This window comes from Nannocystis sp. (assembly GCF_016714285.1).
GTDB lineage: Bacteria > Myxococcota_A > Polyangia > Nannocystales > Nannocystaceae > Nannocystis.
The window spans coordinates 388,074-410,080 of the sequence record NZ_JADJNN010000002.1 but is presented as its reverse complement, the minus strand read 5'-3'; the positions used below and the strand labels follow the sequence as shown (position 1 = coordinate 410,080).

The following is a 22,007-nucleotide window of genomic DNA, read 5'->3' as shown; positions in this document are numbered from 1 at the left end:
TCAGGCGTCGAGCCCCGGCATCGACGGCTCGAGCCCCGGCATCGACGGCTCGAGCCCGGGCATCGACGGGTAGTTGGGCAGCGACTTGACGCGATCGATCCAGGCGCGGACCGCCGGGTAGGGCTCGAGCGACACCTTCCCCTCCGGGGCGAGGCCGACGTAGGGGAAGCAGGCGAGGTCGGCGACGGTCGGTCGCTCGAGCTCGAGCCAGGTCCGCGTGGCGAGGTGCGACTCGAGCAGGCGGAGCACCTGGCGGGTCTGCTCCTGGGCGGCCGCGAGGTTCAGGTCGACACCGAGCAGGAAGTGCAAGCGGGCCAGGTGCGGCCCGTGGTGCAGCTCGTTGGCCGCGAGCGACAGCCACTGAACGATCGCCCCGGCCTGCGCCGGGTGGCCCGGCAGCCACGCCTCGCCGCCGTACTTGCGCGCGAGGTACACGAGAATCGCCAGCGAGTCGCGCAGCACCACCTTGCCGTCGACCAGCACCGGCACCTGACCGAGCGGGTTTAGCTGCATGAAGCGCTGCGAGTGCTGCTCCCCGTGCGACAGGTCGACCGTGACCTCCTCGTAGGGCAGCTCGAGGAAGGCGAGCAGCAGCCGGACCTTGTGGCTGTTGCCGGACAGCGGGTGGGCGTAGAGCGTGCGCATCGCGGCGAGTATAGGCCCGGATCTGGCCCGTGCGTGTCCACGCAGCGGGCGACGCGTGACGGCGGCCTCACGCGGCTCGGCCGCTAGCTGGCCCGCTCGAGCAGCACCACACGAGCGTCGACGTTGAGCAGCTGCGGGCCGGTCGCGAGGGTCACGAGCGGCCTGTCCCAGTGGACATGTCCGCAGATCACCAGCACCTTGCCGCTGCCGAGGGCCGCGCGCACCTCCGGGTTGCCGCGCAGACCCGGCGAGGCGCCGTCTGGGCCCTCGTGCAGCACCAGCAGCTGCGGGCGAGCAGCCAGGCGCTGGCGCACCGCGGCGACGAAGGCCTCGGGGGCGCGGCGGTTGGGCTTGTTCGGGTTGCCACAGATGCCCCCGACGCCGGCGATGCGCAGGCCGTCGAGCAGGGCCGTGTCGCCGTCGAGCAGGTGCACGCCGGGCTCGCGGGTGAAGCGGCTCTGCTCGTGCGGCGTGCCGAACAGGTCGTGGTTGCCGGCGACGCCGGCGACCCAGCGAAAGCCGCCGGCGAAGGCGCGCCAGACCTCGCGCACGTCGCCGGTGGCGCCCATGCGGTCGGCCGCGGGGGCGGCGAACAGGTCGCCGGCGAGGACGACCCCGGTGAAGTCGGGCGGTGGGACCTGCTCGAGCTCGGCGAGGGCGGCGTACTCGAAGGCGAGCGCCTCCCCGAGCAGACGGAGCTGGCCGTCACCGGCGCGAGCGCGACCTTGCAGATCGGAGCAGATGAGCAGCGCGTCGAGCTCGGCGGGCAAGCCCTCGGCGCGGCCGCGCAGCAGCGGCAGGCGCCGCAGCTGGGTCCCCCCGCGGGGCGCCGCGTCGAGGTACTCGAGCTCGTGAAACGGCTCGCGGTCGATCTCGACGATGTGCATCGCCGGGCGAGTATGCCAAATCGCCGGGTCGATCGAGCGAGGCGTCGCGGCTCGCCTCAGCGCTCGCGGGTCGCGGTCGCGCGGCGGGCCGTCGGCTTCGCGGAGCTGTTCCGGGGCGAGCGCTTGCGCGGCTTCGCGGCCTTCTCGCGCGCGGCCTCGCGGGCGCCAGCGAGGCCGCGTGCGACCCACTCGTCGAGCTCGGCCTCGCTGCGAAAGCCGTCCGGTGCGACGTAGACGAAACCCCGCAGCGGCGTGCCGGTGAAGTCCATCGGTCGCGCGTGCGGTCGGCCCAGGGCCTCGGCGGCGCCGGTGGCTCCGGTGCGCACGACCAGGTCGTGGCCGATCACGCCGCAGCACATGCAGCCATCGAGCATCAGGGCGATGCCGCCGAACATCTGGCGCTCGTCGATCTGCTCGCGGCCCTCGGGCCCTGTGCGCAGGACAGCAGTGCGCAGGCGCTCGGCAGTGGCTTGATCGTAGGCCATCGTGGTCCTCCGTGAGGCCGGCAGTGTACACCGCGAATTGGCCCGCCCCGCCCGGGCCGTGTTAGGTCTGGCGCATGTCGCCAACGCCCGCCCGCGCCTGTCCGGCCTGCGGCCACCAGCGGGCGCGCTTCGCCTTCGCCAGCGCCGGCTTCGTGCACGTCCGCTGCGTCCGCTGCGACACCCTCTTCGTCGCCGAGCTGCCGCCGCCGGACCAGGTCGAGGCGACCTACCTGGCGCCCGACTACCACAGCACGGCGGAGGGACAGGAGCAGCGCATGCGGTCCGAGGCCGACGCCCGGGCCCGGGTGCTGCGCAAGTTCGGCTGCCGCGACGTGCTGGAGATCGGCTGCGGTCCGGGGCACTTCCTCGACGCGGTGCGCGAGCTCGGCATGCGCGTCGAGGGCGTCGACCGGGCCCGCACCGCCGCCGCCGCGCGTGCTCGCGGGCACACGATCCACGACTGCTGGTTGCAGGACCTCGCGCCGGTCGCGGCCCGCTTCGACGCCGTCGCCATGTGGGAGGTCATCGAGCATGTACCTGACCCAAAGGCCATGTTGATCAGCGCCCGCCAGTGGCTGCGCCCCGGCGGCTTTCTGGCGCTGTCGACCCCGAGCAGCAGCGGCATCCCGGCGCGCGCGCTCGGGGCCCGCTTCCCGATGGTCTGCCCGCCCGACCACCTCGCCCTGTTCAGCCGCCGGGGCCTGACCGCGCTGCTCGCCGCGGCCCGCTTCGACCCGGTGCGCTGGACCAGCTTCTCCGGCCTCGGCCGCGAGCAATTGCGCCGCGGCTTCCAGCGCTTCGGCCTCGGCAGCAGCCTGCCCGGGCGCGCGCTGGCCCGCGGCCTCGCCGTCGCGGCCGAGCTGCCCGTCCAGCTGATGGACCGCGCCGGGCTCGGCAGCGCCTTCGAGGTCTACGCCGTCGCCGCGCGCGACTGAGCCCGCGAGCCGGGTTACTGGCCTGCTTCGCTGGCCTGTCCCAAAGGACAGTCAGGGGCTGACGTGGCGGACCTCACCGGCGAGCAGGTCCTCGAGCCAATCGACCAGGCGGACACCATCGACTTCGGTGTCGTAGTAGGCCGAGTAGCCGATCCACGTGTGGTCGGTGCCGGGGATGAAGTAGCTGCCCCAGTTGCCGGTTGGCTTCATCACGGCGTCGCGCAGGTCATGCAGGCCGTCGCGAAACCGGACGCTGGTGTAGGCCGCGCCGAGGCCAGCGCACTCGTCGAGGCCAAAGCTGAAGAAGGTGCCGATCGTCTGGTCCCCCTCGCTGGAGACGAGGCCCATGCGCTGCTCGGGGTGGGCCTGGGCGATGTAGCGGATGAGCTCCGAGATGCCGCCGCCGTCGATCGCGTTGCAGCCCTCGCAGCCGGGCGGCAAGGTGTCGGCGAGTCCCCAGACCTCGCGCCACATCTGCTGCAAGCACGGCGTGAGGTACTCGTCGCGCAGCGGCGGGCCCGAGTCGTCGAGCAGCGTGACCTTGGCGGGGAACACCCGCGCCAGGCGGTGATAGTTGAAGCCCGCCCCGAAGCCGCCCGCGCTCACGCCGGTGACCAGCACATGCGGCGCCGCGCCGAAGCTGGGGACGATGCGCTCGAGGAACAGCTCGACGTTGGTGTAGCCGGCGAAGTCCTGCACGCCGACGACGTCCGCGATCTCCACCCCGGTGTTGTCGCCCGCGTGCACGTCGCCGCTGCAGTAGGGGACGTAGATGAACGACCAGTCCTGGACCGGGTTGTCGTCGCGGGCGTCGTTGAAGATGCCGCCGTGACCTTCGCCCAACCGCCACGAGACGAAGTCGTCGGCGTCGAAGTGCGGGTCGTTGGCGAGGCAGGTGAAGCCGTTGAAGCAGGCGCCGCCGCCCTCGAAGTAGATCACCAGGTTGTCGGAGGCGCCGTAACGCACACCGATGCCGGTGCTGCTGCCATCGCGGCAGCGGCTGTCCGGGAAGTCGACCCAAGTCCACACACCCTCGGGCGCGTCCGGCAAGGGCTCGCCGTCGAAGGGCGGCAGCGGCGGGTCCTCGGGCGCGTCGCTGCCGCTGCTCGCGGACGCCGAGCTGCTCTCGGACGCCCCGCTGCCCTCGGACGCCGAGCTGCTCGAAGTACCCGCGCCCGACTCGTCGTCGGCGAAGGGCGCGAGGTAGCCCTCGCCGCAGGCGGTGCCGAGCACGAGCGACAGCGACGGGACGGCGACGCGACGCCGCATCACGGCACGAGTCCGCTGCGCAGCAGGTTGCCGCGGCCGGTCGGCCACGGCAGGCAGTTCATGGCCGACCCGGGGACGCGGTAGACCTGCACGCTCTCGACCTTGTCCTCGGCGTCCTTGAGCGAGACGACGATGTCGACGACGCCGTCGCCGTCGATGTCGCCGAGGCTCGGCACCGGCATGGCGCCGCGGCGCGGCAGCGGCAGCTGGTGCAGGAGCTCGCCGGTGGCGCTGAGGATCACGAGCTCGCCGCGGTCGCTCGCGGTGCTGTAGGTGTTGAACACGATCTCCGGCGAGCCATCGGCCGAGAGGTCGCCGATCGCCACGCCGGCGGCCGCGACCACGGCGTCGTCCGTGTACTTGCGACTCCACAGCACCTGGCCCGCGGCGGACACCGCGTGGATCGCCCCGTCGAAGCCCGGGAACACGATCTCGAGGCCCGGCTCAGGGCTGATGTCGGCGACGCTGGCCTGGTTGGTGATGGCGACGATGTTGTCGCCGTAGTCCCACAGGCCCGAGAGGTAGTCGGGCAGATGTACTGGCGTCATGAAATTGGGGTGGCGCGCGCCGTCGCGGCCGACCACCCACACGGCGACGCCCTTCTCGCGGTCGGTCTGGGCCGCGTTCTGCACGCTGGCGAGCAGGATCACCTCGCGCTTGCCGTCGCCGTCGATGTCGGCGATCGCCGGCGCGGTGTTGGTGAAGTGGGCCTGCAGCGCGGTCTCCTCGTCGTCGGCGTAGCCCTGCATCGCCTCGGCCAGCTCGTGCAGATAGCGGACCCCCGGGGTCTTCTTCACCGGGTAGATCGCGGCCGCGTCGAAGGCCTCGCCGGTGCCCTCGTGGATGCTGACGTACGCGTTGTCGTGCGGCGCGACCAGGTCGGCCTTGCCGTCGCCGTCGAGGTCGCCGAGCGCCATGTTCTGGTCGTAGCAGCCGGCCAGGTAGCACTTGTCGTCGCAGCCGCTGCTGCCGGTCGCGTTGGGCGGGAAGCCGGCCACGGGGCTGCCGTCGCTGCGCCACGCGTGCATCACATCGGTGGGTCCGCCGTGGGCCGGCGCGGCCGCGAGGTCGAGACCGCCGTCGCCGTCGATGTCACCGGCGGCGAGGCTGCGCAGCTCGTCCTCCCACTCGAGCGGGAAGCCCGGGAGGACCGCGCCCGCGGCGTCGAGGAGGGTCACCTGCTGGCGCGATGCGAACGCGACCTCGAGCTTCGCGTCACCGACGAAGTCGGCGACCACCGGGCTGGACCAGATGCGACCGGCGGCCGGCACCTTCCACAGCACGGCGCCGTCGGGGCTCCAGGCGATCAGCGCCTCGCCGCGCGGCACGACGATCTCCATCGTGCCGTCGCCGTCGAGGTCGGCGATCGCGGCCGAGCCGAGCCACGCCTCCTCCCAGCGGTCCTTGAGGATCACGTTCAGCTCGGGCGCGTTGACCGTCGCGCTGCCGCCAGCGGCCTCGCAGGTCGCGGGCGGTGGTTCACCGGTGTCCGTGGTGGGCCCGCTCGGGTCGGCGCTGGGATCTCCGCTCGGGTCCGTGCTCGGGTCGCCGCTCGTCGCGCTGCTCGCAGCGCTGCTCGTCGGTCCGCCCGGATCTCCGCTCGGATCTCCGCTCGGATCGCCGCTCGGGTCACCGCTCGTCGGGGTGCTGGTGGCGCCGCTCGGGTCGCCGCCGGTCGCGGCGTCCGTGCTCGCGTCACCGCCACCGCCGCACGCGAGCAGGCTCACCCACACGCAAACACCCATGCTCGCTGTCCGCCGCATCGGCCACCTCCGAGCGGCGAGTGTATCGCGGCCCGCTCAGGCCCGGCAGACCGCCTCGGTGTCGAACTCCGCCTCGTAGTCGACGCTCGGCTGGCCGAAGCCGCGGGTCCGCGCGTACTCGTCCATAAAGCGCTGGTACAACGCGACATCGAAGGGGTCGCCGGGCCGCAGGTGCTGGTAGCGGCGCTCCACCTCGCCCTGGACGTCGGCCGTCAGCTCGCGGTCATCCATGCGCAGCAGGCCGTGCTCGTCGAGCGTCGCGTCACCTGTCCCAAGAGGCAGCCCGAGAGGTAGCTTGGTGTGGAACATGCGCAGCATCGAGGCGAGCGGGTCCTCGAAGCGCGGGCCCATTACGTCGAGCAGCTGGGCCATGTAGTACGGGACGCCGGGGATGCCGCCGGAGGCTTCGGTGACGACGGCGGGGCCCTCCACCGCGACCGCGCGGCCGCCGACGCGAGCCCGGAGCAGCTCGTGGAGGGCGCGGGTGTGAAACTCGAGGTCGGCCTTGGCGAGGCCGATCAAGCCGTCGCGATAGACGGCGGCGTTGGTCGGGTTACCGCGGTACGAGATGGTGACGAGGGTGAAGCCGGGGGCGAGCAGGTCGGCGGCGAGGAGGGCGTCGACCCACTGCTCGACGATGCGGCCGCCCATCACGTACTGGGTGGCCACGGCCTCCTCGGGGCTGCCCGGCGGGAGCGTGAACTCGGCGATGCGGGGCGCGTCGGCCGGGCCGTCGCCACGGCCGGTGAAGGTGTGGATCGTCGCCGCCTTGCCGAGCGGCTTGAGCACGCTCTGGACCACCTTGCCGGTGCGAGGGTCGAGCGCCCGCGGGGCCGCGAGGGCCCACACGAGCCCGTGCAGACGGCCGCCGAAGTGCTGTCGCAGCTCGGCGATCGTCTGCTCGCGGATCGCCGGATCAAAGGCGTCGCCGGTGAGCGAGCGGGCGACAAGCCCCAGGCCCCGCAGACGGCGCTCGATCGCCAGGCTGCGATGAAAGCCGGGCGAGCCGATCTTGCGCTGCTTGTTCGAGCTCTCGGGCTGTGGACCTGCATCAAAGGACAGGTTGAGGGTGTGCGCCCCGAAGCCGGCGGCGAGGGCCACCCGCGCCGCGCTGCCAAAACCACCCGAGCCGCCGACGAGCAGCCAGTTGCCGCCAGCGCCGGCGACCGGTCGCTCCGGCGTCGCCACGAGCGCTCGATCGACCAGCGCCGCGGCCCCCACCTGCGCGCCCACCGGGTGGAAATTGCCGGGATGGATCACGTTGCCCATCGCCGGCACGAAGCGGAACTGGAAGCGAGGGATCGCCAGCTGCATGCGCCTGCCTGTACCACAGTCGCCCTCGCGCAAGCCACCCGGATGCGGGCCGACGCGAGGGACCCCGCGCTCAGCCGGGCGGGATGCAGACCTGCGACTTGGGCAGCGAGTTGTTGACCTCGTCGCACTCGTTGAGGATGCCGTTGCCCATGCCGTCGTCGTCAGCGACCGCCCACACGGTCGCCGAGTCGAACATGCCGGGGACGGAGATCTTGACCTGCTCCGCGGCGCCGGCGACCAGCGGGCCCTGGGTCTGCACGGTGCCGAGCAGGCCGAGCTTCTCCTCGTAGAACGAGACGTTCACGCCGGGGCCGACGCCGAGGCAGCCCTGGTTGGCGACGTAGACCGAGAGGTCGAGCTTGTCGACGCAGACCCCGGCGTCGAAGTCGAGGTCGTAGGGGACGAGGTCGGGGGCGCAGAAGTCAGAGGCGCCCTGCACGTTGTTGCGGTAGCTATTGTACGGGTCGTCCATCGGCGTCGACCAGTTGTTGTCCTCGACCATCGGGATCTCGCCGACGAGGCCGACGTTGGTGATGTGGTACGAATGTTGGTTCCACACGGGGCGGGTCGAGACCCAGTTGTCGAGGCTGTCCTTGAAGACCTCGATGCCGGCGTCGGTGACCAGCGAGGCCATCGAGTCGTTGTTGGTCGAGAACACGATGTCGGCCTTGAAGTCGCCGTCCACGTCGGCGACGACCGGATACTCGGTGCGCGTGCGCGACGAGTTGCGATCCTTGAACAGCACCTCGGCGTCGGTCATGTTCTTGTCGCACTTGGGACCGGGCGGGTTCAGGGTGCAGTCGGGCTCGACGCCGGGGTAGATGCGGATATAGGCCTCGTCGTTGTAGATGACCTCGTTGCGGCCGTCACCGTCGAAGTCGAAGACGGAGGAGCCGGTCACCTGCGAGGAGTCGTCCTCGGTGGCCGCCGTCCACAGCTGGGACATGGTGTTGGTCTTGGGCGCGAACTGGAACACGGTGTAGCGCGCTGAGCCAGCGACGCCGATGTCGCGGAAGTTGTCGCCGTCGAAGTCGGCGATGTTCGGCGAGCCGCCGGTGCCGCCGGCGGGGATGTTGGCCTGGGCGCGGATGGCCCCGGTCTGGCCGTTGAGCACGTAGACCTTGCCACCGGACACGACCACCACCTCGGGCTTACCGTCGGGGTCGAAGTCGGCGACGCCGCAGAAGCCGTCGGTGGCCGGGCTGTTCCACAGCAGGGCGCCCTTGAAGTTGTTGCCCGCGACCGTGCCGCTGGTCTTGTAGGCCGAGTCGCCGCCGATGAGCTCCGGGCGGCCGTCGCCGTCCAGGTCGGCGACGCAGGAGATCGGGCCCTGACCGTTGAGGCCGATGCCGTTGGGGCCCTCCCACAGCTTCTTGCCGACGTTGCTAAACACCGCCGCGCCGAAGATGATCTCCGGACCACCCTCACCGTCCATGTTGGCGATCGCCACCGAGCCGCTGCTGTCCGCGCCGGTGAACACGTCGGACTTCCACAGCGGCTTGCCGTCGCTGTCGATGGCGATGATGTGCTTGGCCTCGCCGACCGCGACCACCTCGGGGAGCCCGTCGCCGTCGATGTCACCGACCGCGAGGTTCGAGGTGCTGTTGCTGCGGTAGGCCGCGTCGGTGACGGTCCACAGCTTCTCACCCGTATCGCCGCGGATCGCCCGGATCACGCCGTTGGAGGTGATCGTCGAGCCGGTGTAGGTGTTGAAGATGACGTCGGGGACGCAGTTGTCGTCGAGGTCGACGACCAGCGGGATCGACGAGACCTGATACCAGGTCGGCATGTCGTCGGGCGCGGGATCCCAGTGCTTCCAGGTCGGCGTGCACACCTTGTTGGTGCACACCTCGGCGACCTGGCACTGCGTGTCCATCGTGCAGGCGATCTTCTTGCGCTTGCCCCACGTGAACAGCGGCTCAGGCTTGAACACATTGGGCGGCGGGACGTACTGGCAGGCAGGGTTCGCCTTCGAGGGCAGGCACAGCTTCTGCGAGGGGTCACACACGAAGCCGTCGCCGCAGGTGCTCTGGAACGGCTTGGTCGCGCACACCTGATCCTCGCAGGCCGGCCCCGGCGTCACGCACTCGCCGAGGTAGCACAGGTCGCCTCCGGCGCAGCACTGCTTGGCGTCGCCGCAGGGCGGCGGCCCGCCGCAGTCAGGCACGCACTCGCCGTTGTCACACACCTGGTCGGCGCCGCAGCACTCGCCCGCGCACTTCTCGATGTCATCGCACACGCCGGCGGTGGTGCTGCCCGTGGCAGCGTTGGTGTCGGTCTGTGTCCCGCTGGCGCTGGGATCGCTGGACTGCGTGGTGCCGCTGGTCGGCTCGGTCGCCGAGTTCGAGTTCGAGTTCGAGTTGCTGCCCGCGGTGGTACCGGCCGACTCGCTGTCGACCACCATCGTGCCTCCGCCGGTGGGTGTGTCGGTGAGGCCGGTGAGCGAAGCAGCCGTGCTGACGTCGGCGGACTCGCCAGCGCGACCGTCGTCGCCGCAGGCGGTGAGAGCGAGCAACAGCGCGAGGCAAGGACAGGTCAAGCGGTGCGAAGACGACATCGGGCTCCTCCAGGCTAGAGACCCGCAGGTTAGCCAAAACGGGCGCGCGATGGCGCTGCGTCGATGACCGACGACGCGGGCGCGGACGCTCATGCGGACGGCGGCCAAACGCGGCCAAGCGCGGGGCCTGAAGCTGTCCCTTCAGACAGGTCTTGTCACTCGTACTCGATGACCCGCTTCTTGCGGAGCTCGACGATGAGGCGGGTGAGCTCGAGGTCGTCGCCGTTGTAAGTATCGAGGATAAAGGCCCAGCCGCGGCCCTCGGCGAGATCCTGGACGATGTCCAGCTGCTCGGGGGGGAGCGTGCGCCAGCGGACCGGCGCGGGCTGGACCAGCGCGACCTCCTGGCTGTAGCGCGGGACCGGCGTGCGCTCGGAGAGGTGGACGATCTCGTCCTGCTGGCGGGCCGACTCCATCAACACGTGCTCGATCGACGCGACCACGCGGTCGTCGCTGGCCTCGGTGGTGGCGTTGTCCAGCGAGAAGGTGCCCTTGACCCACCCCAGCATGCGCGTGACGGCCTTCTCCGGGCGCAGGCCGGGGGCGCTGCCTTCGATGCTGGCGTTGACGATGAAGCCGTCGCGCATCGACACGCGACCGACGCGGTTGGTCTCGCCGTCGCGGACCTGCAGGTTGCCGGACTTGCGGCTGGCGGCGAGGAACTGCAGGACCCCGGCGAGCGGGATCTCCTCGATGCTCCCGGCCATCGAACGATTGGAGAAGTCGACGTTGGGGCGTGCACGTGACTGCTTCTTCTCGCCGGCGCGAGGCGCCGCGCTGACCTGACTCGGCTTGGCGAGCTGCACGCTCATCAAGCTGGCGCCGATGCTGATTCGATCGCCAGGGCGGAGGCAGTGGCGCTTGACCGGCGTGCCGTTCACGAGCGTGCCGTTGCGCGAGCACAGGTCACGCACCCAGGTCCGCCGGCGCTCGATGTAAAACCGGGCGTGCTTGCGACTGACAGCGTCGTCGGCGAGCACGAGGTCGGCCTCGCTGCTGCGACCGGCGATGAAGTGGCCTCCATCGGGACCGAGCGGGAATTCCTCGCCCTTGTACTTGCCCGTCAGGAACTTCAACACGTGAATTTCCGCACTCATAGAGGTCCAGGGCAGGATAGGTTCGGAGCCACGAGGCCGTCAACCGCCGGTTATTCCGTGGCCGATGCCGCCTAAACGGGTTAGCCTGGATTGGCGGGCGAAGCTGGCCGCATGGCCTGTGAGATGCGGTGAACACGGGCTCACGGGTAGCAGTCTCGACTTCCACGGTGGTGCCATGCAGAAGCGTCTCTGGTTTCAATCTCCGAAGGCTCTGAAGGTCGTCGCGCTCGCTCTGGCGGTGTTGGGTGGCGGTGCATGCAGCCGCAACACGCTGTACGAGACCGCCGATCCCGACACGACCGGGCAAGCGCCGATGCGCACGGTCGCGGCCACGCCGGCGGCGTATCAGACGGTCCAGGTACAGAGCCAGGCCTACGCCACGCCGACGGGTGCGCCGCAGCCGCACGGGTATGCGGCGCCAGGGGACCCGGCCACGGTTGGCGCCGTGGCCGACCCCAACGCTCCGGTCGATCCGAACGCACAGCAGGCCGTGCCCGACCCGGCAGATCTGGTCGGGTACGAGACCCTCAGCGACGGCAAGCAGGTCAAGGTCGTCACCTACGTGCACACCTACCCTGAGCCGATCGAGACCTACCCGCGGGTCTACTGGTCGGACCGTTGGTACTACAACGTCAACGGCAATTTCGTGTTCTACAGCCCGTACTACGGCGGCTGGGCCTACTACTGGGGCCCCCCCTACCCGCTCGTCTACGCGTGGAACGTCTACTACCCGTGGGCCCCGTACGCCTGGGGCTACGGCTACTACGGCGGCGGCTATTACTGGGGCGGCGCCGGTTACTACGGGTGGCACGCGTACGGCGTCGCGCCGGGCTACTACCAGGGCGGCTACTACGGGAACGGCGGCTACAACCGCCCGAGTCAGCCGAGCGCCGGCGGCCCCACTGGCAGCACCCGTCACACGCAGAACGCCGCCACTGGCGGGGCGAGCGGAGGCAACCGGCCCTTCGACGACAAGCGCCCGGGCCCGGCGGGCACCGGCACCGGCGGGTCCTCACGCCCGCAGGGCCTGGCGAGCGCGCCGACGGGTGCGGGCAACCGTCCCTCGTATGGCCCCGGGGACATGTCCTCCGGGGCAGGTACGCGCCGCGTCGCTGGCCAGGCGGCGCCGGGGCTCACCAGCTCGCCGGGACGCGGTTACACCGCGCCTGGCACGACCTCCGCGTTCGCATCGAGCGCGCATGCTCCCGGCGGCGGTGCTGGCAACAGCACCGGGGCGGCGGCCTCGTATCGCCCGACCTACGCGCCGTCCTCGGGCATGGCGTACCCCAGCGGGGGTAACCGCGGCAGCGGCGGGGGCAGTTCGCCGTCGTCGAGTCACCGACCCACGTACACCGCGGGCGGCTCGCACAGCGGTGGCAGCAGCTACTCCTCGGGGCGCAGCAGTTACACCCCGTCAGTGAGCAGCGGCAGCTTCCGCGGACAGGGCGGCAGTTACAGCGGCGGCTCGAGCAGCAGCTTCGGCGGCGGTGGTCGCGGCGGTGGCGGCGGTTTCAGCGGTGGTGGCGGCGGCGGCGGTGGTCATCGCGGCGGTGGTGGTGGTTTCAGCGGTGGTGGCGGCGGCGGTGGTGGCGGCGGCGGTGGTGGTCATCGCGGCGGTGGTGGTGGTTTCAGCGGCGGTGGTGGTCACCGGGGTCGCTGAGTTTTCGGGGATCTACCGGGCCTGTCCGCAAGGACAGGCCCGAACTCGTCGTGTGGGGTGCGCTGACCCTGCCAGACACGCGGGTGCGCGGGTATGCTGCGGGCCCATGGCGACGCTGAGCATCGAGCCGATCCCCTGCCTGCGCGACAACTACGCCTATCTTATCGCCGACTCGGACACCGGCGATGCATGGCTGGTCGACCCCTCCGAGCCTGGCCCTCCGGGCGCGCTGCTGCGACGGCGCGGACTGCGACTGCGCGGCGTGCTGGCCACGCATCATCACGTGGACCACGTCGGCGGGATCGCCACGCTGCTCGACCAACACCGCGACGTCTGGGTTGCCGGGCACGCGCGCGATGAGGGGCGCATCCCACGACAGACCGTGTTCGTCGACGCGCCGGCCGAGCGCTTCATCACCACGGAGTTGCTCGTCGGCGGGCACGCGCTGCAGGCGATGTACATCCCCGGGCACACGCTCGGGGCGATCGCCTGGTATCTGCCGCCGCGGGCCGACGCAGTCGCGGGCGACGTGTTCACGGGCGACACCCTGTTCGCGGCCGGCTGCGGCCGCCTGTTCGAGGGCTCACCGACGCAGATGCACGCCAGCTTGCAGTCGCTGGTCGCCCTGCCACACGAGACCCTGCTGTGGTTCGGTCACGAGTACACGGCAGCCAACCTCCGCTTCTCCGCGGCGATCGAGCCTGACAACCTCGCGGTGACGGCCCGCGCTGCCGACTTGCCGATCTGCACGACGCCGACCACCGTCGCGCTCGAGTTGGCCACCAACCCGTTTGTGCGCGCTCGCTCGGTTGAGGAGCTGGCCGAGCGGCGCCTGGCCAAGGACGAGTTCCGCGGCTAGCCCGCGTGGACCGCGGCGCACAGGCGATCGCCGAGCTGCGCCAGGGCCGGCAGGTCGCGCAGCTCGCGGGCGAAGCTCGGCACCTGAACTTTGAGACATGTCGGATCGAGCTGGCCGGCGAACTGCGCGACCGCCTGCGCGGCAACCAGGTTCTCCGCCGCCGCCGCCGCGCGAAGGACATCCAGCTGAGCGAGCAGACGACGCCGCGGGTCACCGTCTGGATAGCGACCCGCGGCGTGTGCGAGTGCCCGTGGCGTCGCGGTGGTGACGACTTGATCGGGGTCGTCGCCGAGCTGCACGTAGGCGCGGTTGAACACCGTCGCCTGCACCCGGATGCCGCGCGCGACCAGGCCATCGTGGAGGAACTGGGCGTCAGCGAGGTTGGAGCTCATGGCCGAGGACACCAGGACAAAGGCGCTGCTGTCGGCGCGGAGGCTCCGCTGGACCTGCTCGGCGCGCTGCTGGAAGCCCTCCCGCAGGCTCATGAAGACGGCGAAGAATTCACCGAGCTCCTGAACCAGCGCGTCACCGGCGATCTTGCCGAGCAACCTGGTCGCCGCGGCGCCACCGCGGGCGAGCAGGCGCCCGCGCAGGCCGACTCCCGGGTCGCGCACGAACCACTTCACCACGCCCTCCTCGAGGAAGGTGGCGAGGCGGTTGGGCGCGTCGAGGATGTCGAGGGCGTTGCGGGTCGGCGGTGTGTCGAGGACCACGAGGTCGTATCCGGCGCCGAGCACGTCGTGCAGGCGCTCCATCGCCACATAGGCGTGTGCGGCCCCGAAGGAGCGCGACATGACGCGGTAGAGGCGGTTGTCGAGGATGCGCTGGCGGTGCTCTGGATCGCTGGCGATGCGGTGGATCAAGGCGTCGTAGCTGGCGCGGGTGTCGAGCATCGCGGCGTCGAGGTGACCCCGCGCGCCGGGCAAAGTCTCGACGGGGACCGGACGCACGGCGTCGTCGAGGCCGTCGAGGCCGAGCATGGCCGCGAGGCGGCGCGCCGGATCGATGGTGAGGACCAGCGTGCGTCGGCCCGCGCGGGCCGCCTGCAGGGCGAGCGCCGCGGCGACCGTGGTCTTGCCGACCCCGCCCGGACCGACGCACACGAGCAGCGACTTGCGATGCAGCAGGTCGTCGAGGCTCACGCCTGCTCCTGTATGTCCCATTGGACAGGCGATGGCGGGGCCGCGAGGCTGCTGAGAGCGGCGCGCCCGAGACGCCGGAGACCGGGGATGTCGAACTCGTGCGGCGCGAGACGTGGCAGAAGGGCGAGCGGCAGGTCGACCTCGTGTTGCATCTGCGCAATCAGGGTAAGGACGAGCTCGTCGCGGGCGATGGCTTGCTCGGCGAGCAGCACGTCGGCGGAGAGATCGGGCAGACCCTCCCGCGCAGCCAGCCCGGCGAGCTCAGGCAGATACGAGCGCAGCTCGCCGTCGATCGCCGACGCCGGGACGTTGTTGACGAACAATGCACCAAAGGGAACGCCACGCTCACGGCGCAGCCGGTGGTAGAGCTCGAGGGTCTCCTGAACGGGGATCTCGGCGGGCAGGGTGACGAGGTTGAGGAGGGTGCGCGCCGGGTCGGTGAAGAGGCCGGTGAGGGCGTCGACGAGGCCGCGCAGGGGACCGTCGGCCAGGAGCTCACCGACCACTCGCGGCATCTCGAGCAGCATGAGGGCGTGGCCGGTGGCGTCGAGGTCGACGAGGATCGGGCCCCAGGTCGGCCGACCTCGGGTCACGGCGCGCTCGAACAGGCGCAGCTTGTTGAGCATGACGATCTCCCGCACCGCCGGCGCGGCCCGGAACAGGCCCTGCAGTGCGCGGTTGCCGACGATCGTGCGGGCGACGCTGCGAAGCTTCACCTGGTCGGCGACGTAGTCGACGATCGCGGCCTCGAAGTCGAGGTTGGCGGCCCAGATCGTCCGGTCGGCGGTGACCGGGACGGGCTCGTGGCCGATCGGCTGAGTGGCGCCCATGTCGGCGAAGATCCCCTGCATCGTCGCGCGGTGGCCGAGCTCGACGATCAGCGGACGCAAGCCACGAGCCGCCGCCTCGGCTGCGAGCGCCGCCACGACGGTCGACTTGCCGACCCCACCCTTGCCGGTGAAGAGGAGGAGGCGGCGATCGAGCAGGTGACGAAGTGGATCTGGGCCTGACAACACGATGTGAAGCCGGGGAGGTAGCTCAGGTCGGTGGACAAGACAAACCCGATGCGACGAGAGGCCGCGCGCTGCGAGGCCGGTGCGTCGGTCGACTCACACGCGCGGCAGATCTCTCGGCGCGCGGCTGATCTAGCCTGGGCCTCGCAATGTTCGACCCGGCCGCGTGGATTCAGGCGGCGCGCCCGCTCGCGCAGATCAACATCGCCTTGCCGCTGCTGCTCGGCCAGGCGATGGCCTTCGCGGTGCTCGGTCGCTTCAGCGTGGGGCTCCTGTACTGCGCCGGGGTGTTCGGGACGCTCGCGCAGCTGGTGATCGTGTTCGTCAACGACTTCGCCGATCGCGAGACCGACGCGCACAACACCACCTTCTCGCGCTTCTCCGGCGGCTCCCGCGTGTTGCCGGAGGGGCGACTCGCACCGGCGACGCTGCGCCTCGCGGCGCTGGTGATGCTCGCGGTGTTCGTGCTGTTCTGCGTCGGGCTCGCGGTGGTATCCCGCCCGTGGGCGCCGGCCTTCGCGCTGGCGACGGCGCTGTTGGTGTGGGCCTACAACCATCCGCCGCTGCGCCTGGCGTACCGCGGGCACGGCGAGCTGCTGCAGGGGCTGGGGATCGGTGTGGTGTTGCCGCTCGCGGGCTACTACTTGCAGGCCGGGACGCTCACGGGCTTCGTGTGGCCGGCTCTGGTGCCGCTGCTGCTGCTCGGCTACGTGGGGAACATCTTGACTGCGCTGCCCGACGCGCCCTCGGACCGCGCGAGCGACAAGCGCAGCTATCCGGTGCGACGCGGGCAGTGGGTGGCGCGGCGGCACGCGCTCGAGCTGCTGGCGATGGCGGCGGCGATGAGCAGCTGGGTGCTGCCCGGGCTGTCGCTCTTGGGAACGGCGCTGGTGGCCGCGCCTGCGCTGGTGATGGCGGCGATGGCGGTGCCGCTGCTCGGCAGCGCGGACGCCGAGAACCGGACGGAGTGCGAGCGCTTCGTGCTGCTGACCGCGGGCGCGGGGCACCTGCTGGTGCTTGTGTGGGGTCTGGTGCTGGTGCTGCGCGGGCTGTGGTGAGCTGGCTCTTGGGTCAGCCGGTCTTCTTGCGCGTCTCGGCGAGGAAGCGGACGATCGTGCGCGCGTCCTCCTCGTTGACCTCGGCGCCCTCGTTCTCGACCATGCGCTTGACGATCTTGGACCAGCCGGCCTCGTCGTCGCCGCCGTGGGCGGTGACCTCGTCCTGGTCGTGGCACTGGGTGCAGCGGGCCTTGTACAGGGTCTCGGCGGCGGCGAGGTCAAAGGCGGCCGGGGCGGCCGCGGTGTCCTCGGCCATCGGCATCACGGCGACCCCGGCGGCGCGCTCGGCCTGGTCGTTGATCGCCTTCATGCGCACCTTGGCGGACTGCTGCATGTCGGGGGTGATGGCGACGAGGTAGGCGGTGACGACCGGGAGGTCGCGCTCGTCGAGCGGGTCGCCCATGATGATCGGCTTCTCGGCCATGCGCAGGACGACGTTGTACCAGCCGGGTCCGCTGCGCGGCTTGGCGAGGATCGTGCGCATGTCGTGGCAGACGGTGCACTTGCGAGTGAGCACCTCTCGGCCGTCCTCGAGGCGGCGCGGGGTGGCCAGCGCGGCGGGGTTGCTGCCCTCGGGCAGCGACAGCCCGGTCAGCACATCGCGCACGCGGTCGAGGTTCTGCGGGCTGAGGGTGTCGCCGGAGATGCTGTGGGCCCGCAATGCGTAGGGCAGCGAGAGCGAGCCGAGGATCACGGTGTTGATCAGCAGGCCGAGGCCGAGCGCCGGCAAGGCGCCGGCGAAGTGGGGGAACAGGCGGATGATCGCCAGCTTGGTCAGCAGCAGCACGCCGATGACGATGGCGCAGGTCGCGTGGATCACCGTGCGGGCCGGCAGTTCGACCTGGTACTGCCACAGGCGCGGCACCATGAAGATCATCATCGTGATGTAGATCGCGACGAAGGAGAGGCCGACGAGGCGGTGGATGTTGGTCCACAAGCGCGGGGCGGTGGAGCGGTTCCCCTCCATCGGGAAGCCCCACAGCCAGGCCTGGAGCATCACCGCCGTGACGCCGAGCACGATGAAGGCGAGACCCAGGGCGATGCTCAGAGTGCTGCTCATATGCGCGCGGCCCACGGGCCTGCGGCTACGCTCGCACGCCGGGGCGGGTGCTGTCGAGTACGCCGCGATTCAGTAACGGACCGGAGGCTTGCCCTCGCGCGCCCGCGGCGTGCGGCGCTCGAGGCGTTGCTCCCACTCGCTGGCGCTGACGGGGATCACATAGATCGTGGGGCACACGAGGCGGCGGTCGCTCGAGCCGAGGCGCCGCGCCCAGTACTCGACGTCGACGACCTGGTAGGGCGCGTCGTCGATGACGACGACCTCGTGGATCCGCGGGACGAATTGGACGTCCTCGGTGGTCTCGGTGCGAAACAGGAGCCGGCCCTCGCAGGCGTACTCGACGTAAGGCATGTCGCGGGTCAGTGTAGCGCCGACACGAGGGCACCGGGGTCCTGAAGCGGGAGGCTGCAGGTCTGGCCGCGGCACACGATCGCGGCCGGGAGGCCCTCGGCGTGGACGTAGTGGAGGCTCAGCGGGGCCGCGAGGCCAGCCCGTTCGGCCCGCGCCTGACGCGCGAGATCGGCCGCGGCGGCCGGCGATTCGGCGAGCAGCTTGACGTGCACCGCCGCTTGCGTGGCGTGGCGTGAGGCGGTGAGCAAGCTGGCGTAGGCGAAGGGCTGGGCGACCGCGCCGCGGTATCGGTGCATCACCGCCTCGGCCGTCGCGCGAGCTCCGGGCGGGCCAGCGTCGCTGAGGTCGAGGCGCAGCAACACCTCGACGAGCAGGCCGAGGCCGCTGGGGAGCGCCGAGTCGTGCTCGCACTCGCTGCGCTCGATCAGCACCTCGCCGTCATCGGCGGTCATGTAGAAGCCGGCGCTCGAGCTGGCGTGATGAGTGAGGGCGTGGTGCGCGAGGTCGCGGGCGCACTGCAACCAGCGAGGGACCAGAGTGTGCTCGTGGAGGTCGAGGCAGGCGCGGGCGAGAGCGCCGAGATCCTCGGCGTAGCCGCGGGTGTGGGTGTGACCGGCGAAGGCGGCCCGCAGCACGCGTCCGTCGGCGGTGATGTGGTGCTCGACGAGGTAGGTGGTGGCGGCCTCGGCGAGGGCGAGCCACTCGCGGGCGAGCTCGGGGCGGTCCCAGGACTCGGCGGCCTCGACGGCGCGGAGCAGGCCGGAGACGGCCAGTGCGTTCCAGGCGGTGAGCAGCTTGTCGTCGCGCAGCGGTGGCACGCGGGTGTAGCGGTGCGCGAGCAGGCGCTCACGCAGCGGGGTGAGGCGGGCGCGCAGTGCGGGCTCGGAGAGCTCGCGGGTGGCGGCCTGATCGGCGAGGCTGCGCGGGAGGTGGAGGATCGACAGACCGTGCTCGAAGTTGCCGGCCGCGGTGACCCCGTGGATCTCGGCGAAGAGCTCGGCCGCCTGGGAGTCGCCGAGCACCTCGCACAGCTGGGCCGGCGTCCAGCAGAAGAACTTGCCCTCGACGCCCTCGCTGTCCGCGTCGGTGGCGGCATGGAAGCCGCCGCTGGCGTCGCGCATGTCATCGACCAGGTAGGCGACGGTCTCGACGACCACGTCGCGCAGGAATCCCTGATCGGGCCACACGCGGCTGGCCTCGGCGTACAGGCCGAGCAGCTGGGCGTTGTCGTAGAGCATCTTCTCGAAGTGCGGCACCAGCCACACGCGGTCGACGCTGTAGCGGGCGAAGCCGCCGCGGAGGTGGTCGTAGATGCCGCCGCGATGCATCTTCGTGAGGGTATGGAGAACCGCGGTGGCGGCCGGCTCGGCGACGTCGATCGCGGGCGATCGGCTGGCCTGCAGCAGCAGCTCGAGCGCGGTGGGGTTGGGGAACTTGGGCTGGCGACCGAAGCCGCCCCACTCGCCGTCGACCTTGAGGAGCAGGTGGCGGGCAGCCTCGTCGAGGGCGTTGGCGTCGGCGAGGCTGTGCTGGACCGAGACCTGGCGGCTGTCCTCGTCGGCGAGGCGGGCCAGGTCGGCCATGCCCTCGCTGAAGTTCTCGACCTGCTGGTCGAGCTCGCCGCGGCGCTGCTGCCAGAGGTCGCTGAGCGCGAGCAGGACCTGGCGGAACGAGGGGCGGCCGTAGTTGGGCAGCGGCGGGAAGTAGGTCCCGCCGAAGAAGGGTCGCTGGTCGGGGGTGAGGAACACGGTGAGCGGCCAGCCTCCGCCCTGGCCCATGAGCTGCACGACCTTTTGGTAGATCGCGTCGATGTCGGGCCGCTCCTCGCGGTCGACCTTGATGTTGATGAAGCGGGCGTTCATCAGCGCCGCGGTCTCCGGGTCCTCGAAGGACTCGTGGGCCATCACGTGACACCAGTGACAGGCGGCGTAGCCGACCGAGAGCAGCACCGGGCGGTCCTCGGCGCGTGCGCGCGCGAAGGCCTCTGGGCCCCACGCGTACCAGTCGACCGGGTTATCGGCGTGCTGGCGAAGGTACGGGCTGGTGGTCTCGGCGAGTCGATTCACGCGTTTCTCCCGGCGGTCGGCCCGGTTATGGCCGGTTTTGCCTGTCGTGGCGTGTGCAGGCACCCCTGAAGGCGTGAGACATCCCTCAAGTGGGGGTCTTCGGGGTTCGGGGAATTCTGCTATGGTCCGCCCCCGCTCGGTCGGGCCGGAAGGGCCGACCACTGGAGAGGTGTCCGAGTGGTCGAAGGTGCCTGACTCGAAATCAGGTGTGGCGAAAGCCACCGGGGGTTCGAATCCCTTCCTCTCCGCCAAGCTTCCTGTCAACTACAGAGCCACAGCTTCGTAAATCAGGAAGCCTGCGACCAAGGAGAGGTGTCCGAGTGGTCGAAGGTGCATGATTGGAAATCATGTGTAGCGAAAGCTACCGAGGGTTCGAATCCCTCCCTCTCCGCTCCGGCCTCTAGCGCCGGATCTTATGCCCCGAGCGACGGCTCTCTCGCCAACCCCGCCAGGACCGGAAGGTAGCAACGGTAACGAGAGAACGGGTGCTCGGGGCACCTTTATTGGTTCGAAGGGCCGCCCGAGTGGCGCTGTCCGATCAGACATGTACGAAGGGACAGGCCGAGCGGACCTGTCCCTGGGACCCTCAAGCGTGGCGACGACGGCTCACTTGGGGCCGAAGAAGTACTGCAGGCTGCCGCCGAAGTAGAAGCCGGTCTGCCAGCCGCCGGTGATGTTGATGCCGAAGGTGTCCTTGATGATGAAGCGCGTGGTCACCAGCAGGTTGACGATCGGGATCACGGGGAGGTTGACGCCCTTCTTGCGGCCGAGCGCGTCGAGGTCGGCGCCGTTGCAGCCGTCCTTGGTGCACTTGGCGAAGCGGAACGGGTTGCCGCCGGCCTCGCTGTCGAGCGAGAGGGTGCCCTGCGCGGGCGAGGCTTTGCCGTTGGCCTCCATGTCCTGGTAGTGCGGGGTGCACTTGGTGAAGTCGGAGAAGTCGTCGATCGAGCTGCAGGTGTTGCCGCTGGGGCTGCCGGGTGGGTTGCCGAGCGGGGTCTGCAGGAAGCCGAAGCCGGTGATGATGCCGAGGCCGATGCCGCCGCCGCCGCCGAGCTGCCAGGCGAAGTCGGCGGTCTTGATGAGGGTGCCGCGGCCGATGAAGTCGACCTGCAGGCCGACGTGGCTAAAGTTGACCTGAGTGTAGTCGGCGGCCCCGAGTTTGGGCTTGCCGGTGATCGGGTCGGTCTCGCTGTCGTCGAGCCACAGGCCGTCGGGCGCCTTGATGCGGGCGTAGGTGACGGCCGGGACGATGTCGAGGACCTTCGACGCGCGGTAGATGTACTCGGCGCCGATGTAGAAGTTGCAGCCACCGACGCGGGTGAGCTTGTCGCCGAGCGCACCGGAGGGGATGCTGCTGCCGCGACACATCGCGTTGGTCAGGCTCTGCACGTAGCCGCGGACGGCGAAGGTGGGGATGACCGTGATGCCGCCGCGGATGCCGATGCCGTGGCGGTTCCACTTCTCGGGGGCCGGCGGCGGCGGAATCACGGGCTCGGGCTCGGGCTCGGGCTCGACCTTGGGCTGCTCGACGGGCGTGGGCGCCGGCTCGACGAGGTCCTTGGAGGGCGGGGCCTTCGAGCTGGTCGGCTGCAGCGACGGGTCTGACGAGGTCGGCGTGGCCGGAGCGGAGCTGGTGGGTGGTCCCTGCAAGGCATGGACGCGGGCGAAGGGGCTGGCCGCGGCTACGGACGGGAGCAACACGAGGGACGACGCGAGCAAGACGAGACCAGGACGCATGGGCCGTACTATAGCGAAACCGTCGCGCAAGCGGCAAAACCAGGCGTGGTTCGTGGGCGCGCGTGTGCGAGGGGTGTCACGGGCGAACGGGCGGCCCCGGCGAAGGTTC

18 protein-coding genes, 2 tRNA genes and 1 other RNA gene are annotated in these 22,007 nt (G+C 70.7%); 7 read left to right on the top strand and 14 right to left on the bottom strand.

The features are described 5' to 3' along the window. From IPJ59_RS05910 to IPJ59_RS05900, 3 genes are all read right to left on the bottom strand, one after another. A complete protein-coding gene (locus IPJ59_RS05910; RefSeq protein ID WP_293270108.1) occupies nucleotides 1-645 on the bottom strand; it encodes a glutathione S-transferase family protein in 645 nt (214 codons plus the stop codon). Between the two features lie 83 nt (nucleotides 646-728). Further along, complete coding sequence (locus IPJ59_RS05905; RefSeq protein WP_293249121.1) at nucleotides 729-1,532, bottom strand: metallophosphoesterase family protein; 804 nt, start codon at nucleotides 1,530-1,532, stop codon at nucleotides 729-731. A gap of 56 nt (nucleotides 1,533-1,588) precedes the next feature. Continuing rightward, nucleotides 1,589-2,017, bottom strand: coding sequence for a TfoX/Sxy family protein (locus tag IPJ59_RS05900; protein ID WP_293249124.1), 429 nt, complete (start codon nucleotides 2,015-2,017; stop codon nucleotides 1,589-1,591). A 74-nt stretch (nucleotides 2,018-2,091) separates the two neighbouring features. Between IPJ59_RS05900 and IPJ59_RS05895 the strand changes: the two genes are divergently transcribed. Then, nucleotides 2,092-2,952 (top strand): class I SAM-dependent methyltransferase, encoded by an 861-nt coding sequence (locus IPJ59_RS05895; protein WP_293249127.1) that lies wholly within the window; start codon nucleotides 2,092-2,094, stop codon nucleotides 2,950-2,952. A 51-nt stretch (nucleotides 2,953-3,003) separates the two neighbouring features. On the opposite strand, the gene IPJ59_RS05890 is transcribed toward IPJ59_RS05895, so the two are convergent. From IPJ59_RS05890 to IPJ59_RS05870, 5 genes are all read right to left on the bottom strand, one after another. Then, nucleotides 3,004-4,221, bottom strand: coding sequence for a pectin acetylesterase-family hydrolase (locus IPJ59_RS05890; protein WP_293270106.1), 1,218 nt, complete (start codon nucleotides 4,219-4,221; stop codon nucleotides 3,004-3,006). Then, entirely contained in the window at nucleotides 4,221-5,954 is a 1,734-nt protein-coding gene (locus IPJ59_RS05885) for a PQQ-binding-like beta-propeller repeat protein (RefSeq protein ID WP_293270104.1), read from the bottom strand. Before IPJ59_RS05885 ends, IPJ59_RS05890 begins: the two co-directional genes overlap by 1 nt. Nucleotides 5,955-6,020: 66 nt before the next feature. Continuing rightward, on the bottom strand, nucleotides 6,021-7,298 hold the full coding sequence (locus IPJ59_RS05880) for a hypothetical protein (protein WP_293249136.1): 1,278 nt from the start codon (nucleotides 7,296-7,298) through the stop codon (nucleotides 6,021-6,023). 70 nt (nucleotides 7,299-7,368) lie between these two features. After that, entirely contained in the window at nucleotides 7,369-9,855 is a 2,487-nt protein-coding gene (locus IPJ59_RS05875; RefSeq protein WP_293270102.1) for an FG-GAP-like repeat-containing protein, read from the bottom strand. Nucleotides 9,856-10,010: 155 nt separating this feature from the next. After that, nucleotides 10,011-10,952 (bottom strand): FHA domain-containing protein, encoded by a 942-nt coding sequence (locus IPJ59_RS05870; RefSeq protein WP_293249142.1) that lies wholly within the window; start codon nucleotides 10,950-10,952, stop codon nucleotides 10,011-10,013. Between the two features lie 175 nt (nucleotides 10,953-11,127). On the opposite strand from IPJ59_RS05870, the gene IPJ59_RS05865 reads away from it, so the two are divergent. Together IPJ59_RS05865 and gloB are read left to right on the top strand one after the other, a co-directional pair. Further along, entirely contained in the window at nucleotides 11,128-12,612 is a 1,485-nt protein-coding gene (locus tag IPJ59_RS05865) for a hypothetical protein (RefSeq protein WP_293270100.1), read from the top strand. Nucleotides 12,613-12,718: 106 nt separating this feature from the next. Then, nucleotides 12,719-13,471 (top strand): hydroxyacylglutathione hydrolase, encoded by a 753-nt coding sequence (gloB, locus tag IPJ59_RS05860; protein WP_293249148.1) that lies wholly within the window; start codon nucleotides 12,719-12,721, stop codon nucleotides 13,469-13,471. On the opposite strand, the gene IPJ59_RS05855 is transcribed toward gloB, so the two are convergent. Next, nucleotides 13,468-14,613 (bottom strand): ArsA family ATPase, encoded by a 1,146-nt coding sequence (locus tag IPJ59_RS05855; RefSeq protein WP_293270098.1) that lies wholly within the window; start codon nucleotides 14,611-14,613, stop codon nucleotides 13,468-13,470. The two genes, gloB and IPJ59_RS05855, sit on opposite strands and share 4 nt — an antisense overlap. Next, entirely contained in the window at nucleotides 14,610-15,629 is a 1,020-nt protein-coding gene (locus tag IPJ59_RS05850) for an ArsA family ATPase (protein ID WP_293270096.1), read from the bottom strand. The genes IPJ59_RS05855 and IPJ59_RS05850 overlap by 4 nt, the downstream gene beginning before the upstream one ends. Before the next feature lie 146 nt (nucleotides 15,630-15,775). On the opposite strand from IPJ59_RS05850, the gene IPJ59_RS05845 reads away from it, so the two are divergent. Further along, nucleotides 15,776-16,684, top strand: coding sequence for a prenyltransferase (locus IPJ59_RS05845; protein WP_293270094.1), 909 nt, complete (start codon nucleotides 15,776-15,778; stop codon nucleotides 16,682-16,684). Nucleotides 16,685-16,697: 13 nt separating this feature from the next. On the opposite strand, the gene IPJ59_RS05840 is transcribed toward IPJ59_RS05845, so the two are convergent. The 3 genes from IPJ59_RS05840 to IPJ59_RS05830 all read right to left on the bottom strand — a co-directional run bounded on the left by IPJ59_RS05840 (nucleotide 16,698) and on the right by IPJ59_RS05830 (nucleotide 20,161). Then, on the bottom strand, nucleotides 16,698-17,744 hold the full coding sequence (locus tag IPJ59_RS05840) for a photosystem P840 reaction-center cytochrome c-551 (RefSeq protein WP_293249160.1): 1,047 nt from the start codon (nucleotides 17,742-17,744) through the stop codon (nucleotides 16,698-16,700). A gap of 69 nt (nucleotides 17,745-17,813) precedes the next feature. After that, entirely contained in the window at nucleotides 17,814-18,095 is a 282-nt protein-coding gene (locus IPJ59_RS05835) for a hypothetical protein (protein ID WP_293249162.1), read from the bottom strand. Between the two features lie 8 nt (nucleotides 18,096-18,103). Continuing rightward, nucleotides 18,104-20,161: a thioredoxin domain-containing protein gene (locus tag IPJ59_RS05830; protein ID WP_293270092.1), complete on the bottom strand. Its 2,058-nt coding sequence runs from the start codon at nucleotides 20,159-20,161 to the stop codon at nucleotides 18,104-18,106. A 163-nt stretch (nucleotides 20,162-20,324) separates the two neighbouring features. Between IPJ59_RS05830 and IPJ59_RS05825 the strand changes: the two genes are divergently transcribed. The 3 genes from IPJ59_RS05825 to ffs all read left to right on the top strand — a co-directional run bounded on the left by IPJ59_RS05825 (nucleotide 20,325) and on the right by ffs (nucleotide 20,663). Beyond that, a tRNA-Ser gene (locus IPJ59_RS05825) sits at nucleotides 20,325-20,412 on the top strand. A gap of 55 nt (nucleotides 20,413-20,467) precedes the next feature. Then, nucleotides 20,468-20,552, top strand: a tRNA-Ser gene (locus IPJ59_RS05820). Between the two features lie 23 nt (nucleotides 20,553-20,575). Then, nucleotides 20,576-20,663: signal recognition particle sRNA small type (gene ffs / locus IPJ59_RS05815), an RNA gene on the top strand. A 104-nt stretch (nucleotides 20,664-20,767) separates the two neighbouring features. On the opposite strand, the gene IPJ59_RS05810 is transcribed toward ffs, so the two are convergent. Continuing rightward, nucleotides 20,768-21,898 carry a hypothetical protein gene (locus IPJ59_RS05810; protein WP_293249168.1) on the bottom strand — a complete coding sequence of 377 codons (1,131 nt, stop codon included), beginning with the start codon at nucleotides 21,896-21,898 and terminating at the stop codon, nucleotides 20,768-20,770. Nucleotides 21,899-22,007 lie beyond the last annotated feature (109 nt).

Coding starts and splice junctions, on each gene's coding strand:
- IPJ59_RS05910 (WP_293270108.1), bottom strand. CDS start 645: ATGCGCACGCTCTACGCCCACCCGCTGTCCGGCAACAGCCACAAGGTC.
- IPJ59_RS05905 (WP_293249121.1), bottom strand. CDS start 1,532: ATGCACATCGTCGAGATCGACCGCGAGCCGTTTCACGAGCTCGAGTAC.
- IPJ59_RS05900 (WP_293249124.1), bottom strand. CDS start 2,017: ATGGCCTACGATCAAGCCACTGCCGAGCGCCTGCGCACTGCTGTCCTG.
- IPJ59_RS05895 (WP_293249127.1), top strand. CDS start 2,092: ATGTCGCCAACGCCCGCCCGCGCCTGTCCGGCCTGCGGCCACCAGCGG.
- IPJ59_RS05890 (WP_293270106.1), bottom strand. CDS start 4,221: ATGCGGCGTCGCGTCGCCGTCCCGTCGCTGTCGCTCGTGCTCGGCACC.
- IPJ59_RS05880 (WP_293249136.1), bottom strand. CDS start 7,298: ATGCAGCTGGCGATCCCTCGCTTCCAGTTCCGCTTCGTGCCGGCGATG.
- IPJ59_RS05875 (WP_293270102.1), bottom strand. CDS start 9,855: ATGTCGTCTTCGCACCGCTTGACCTGTCCTTGCCTCGCGCTGTTGCTC.
- IPJ59_RS05870 (WP_293249142.1), bottom strand. CDS start 10,952: ATGAGTGCGGAAATTCACGTGTTGAAGTTCCTGACGGGCAAGTACAAG.
- IPJ59_RS05865 (WP_293270100.1), top strand. CDS start 11,128: ATGCAGAAGCGTCTCTGGTTTCAATCTCCGAAGGCTCTGAAGGTCGTC.
- gloB (WP_293249148.1), top strand. CDS start 12,719: ATGGCGACGCTGAGCATCGAGCCGATCCCCTGCCTGCGCGACAACTAC.
- IPJ59_RS05845 (WP_293270094.1), top strand. CDS start 15,776: ATGTTCGACCCGGCCGCGTGGATTCAGGCGGCGCGCCCGCTCGCGCAG.
- IPJ59_RS05840 (WP_293249160.1), bottom strand. CDS start 17,744: ATGAGCAGCACTCTGAGCATCGCCCTGGGTCTCGCCTTCATCGTGCTC.
- IPJ59_RS05835 (WP_293249162.1), bottom strand. CDS start 18,095: ATGCCTTACGTCGAGTACGCCTGCGAGGGCCGGCTCCTGTTTCGCACC.
- IPJ59_RS05810 (WP_293249168.1), bottom strand. CDS start 21,898: ATGCGTCCTGGTCTCGTCTTGCTCGCGTCGTCCCTCGTGTTGCTCCCG.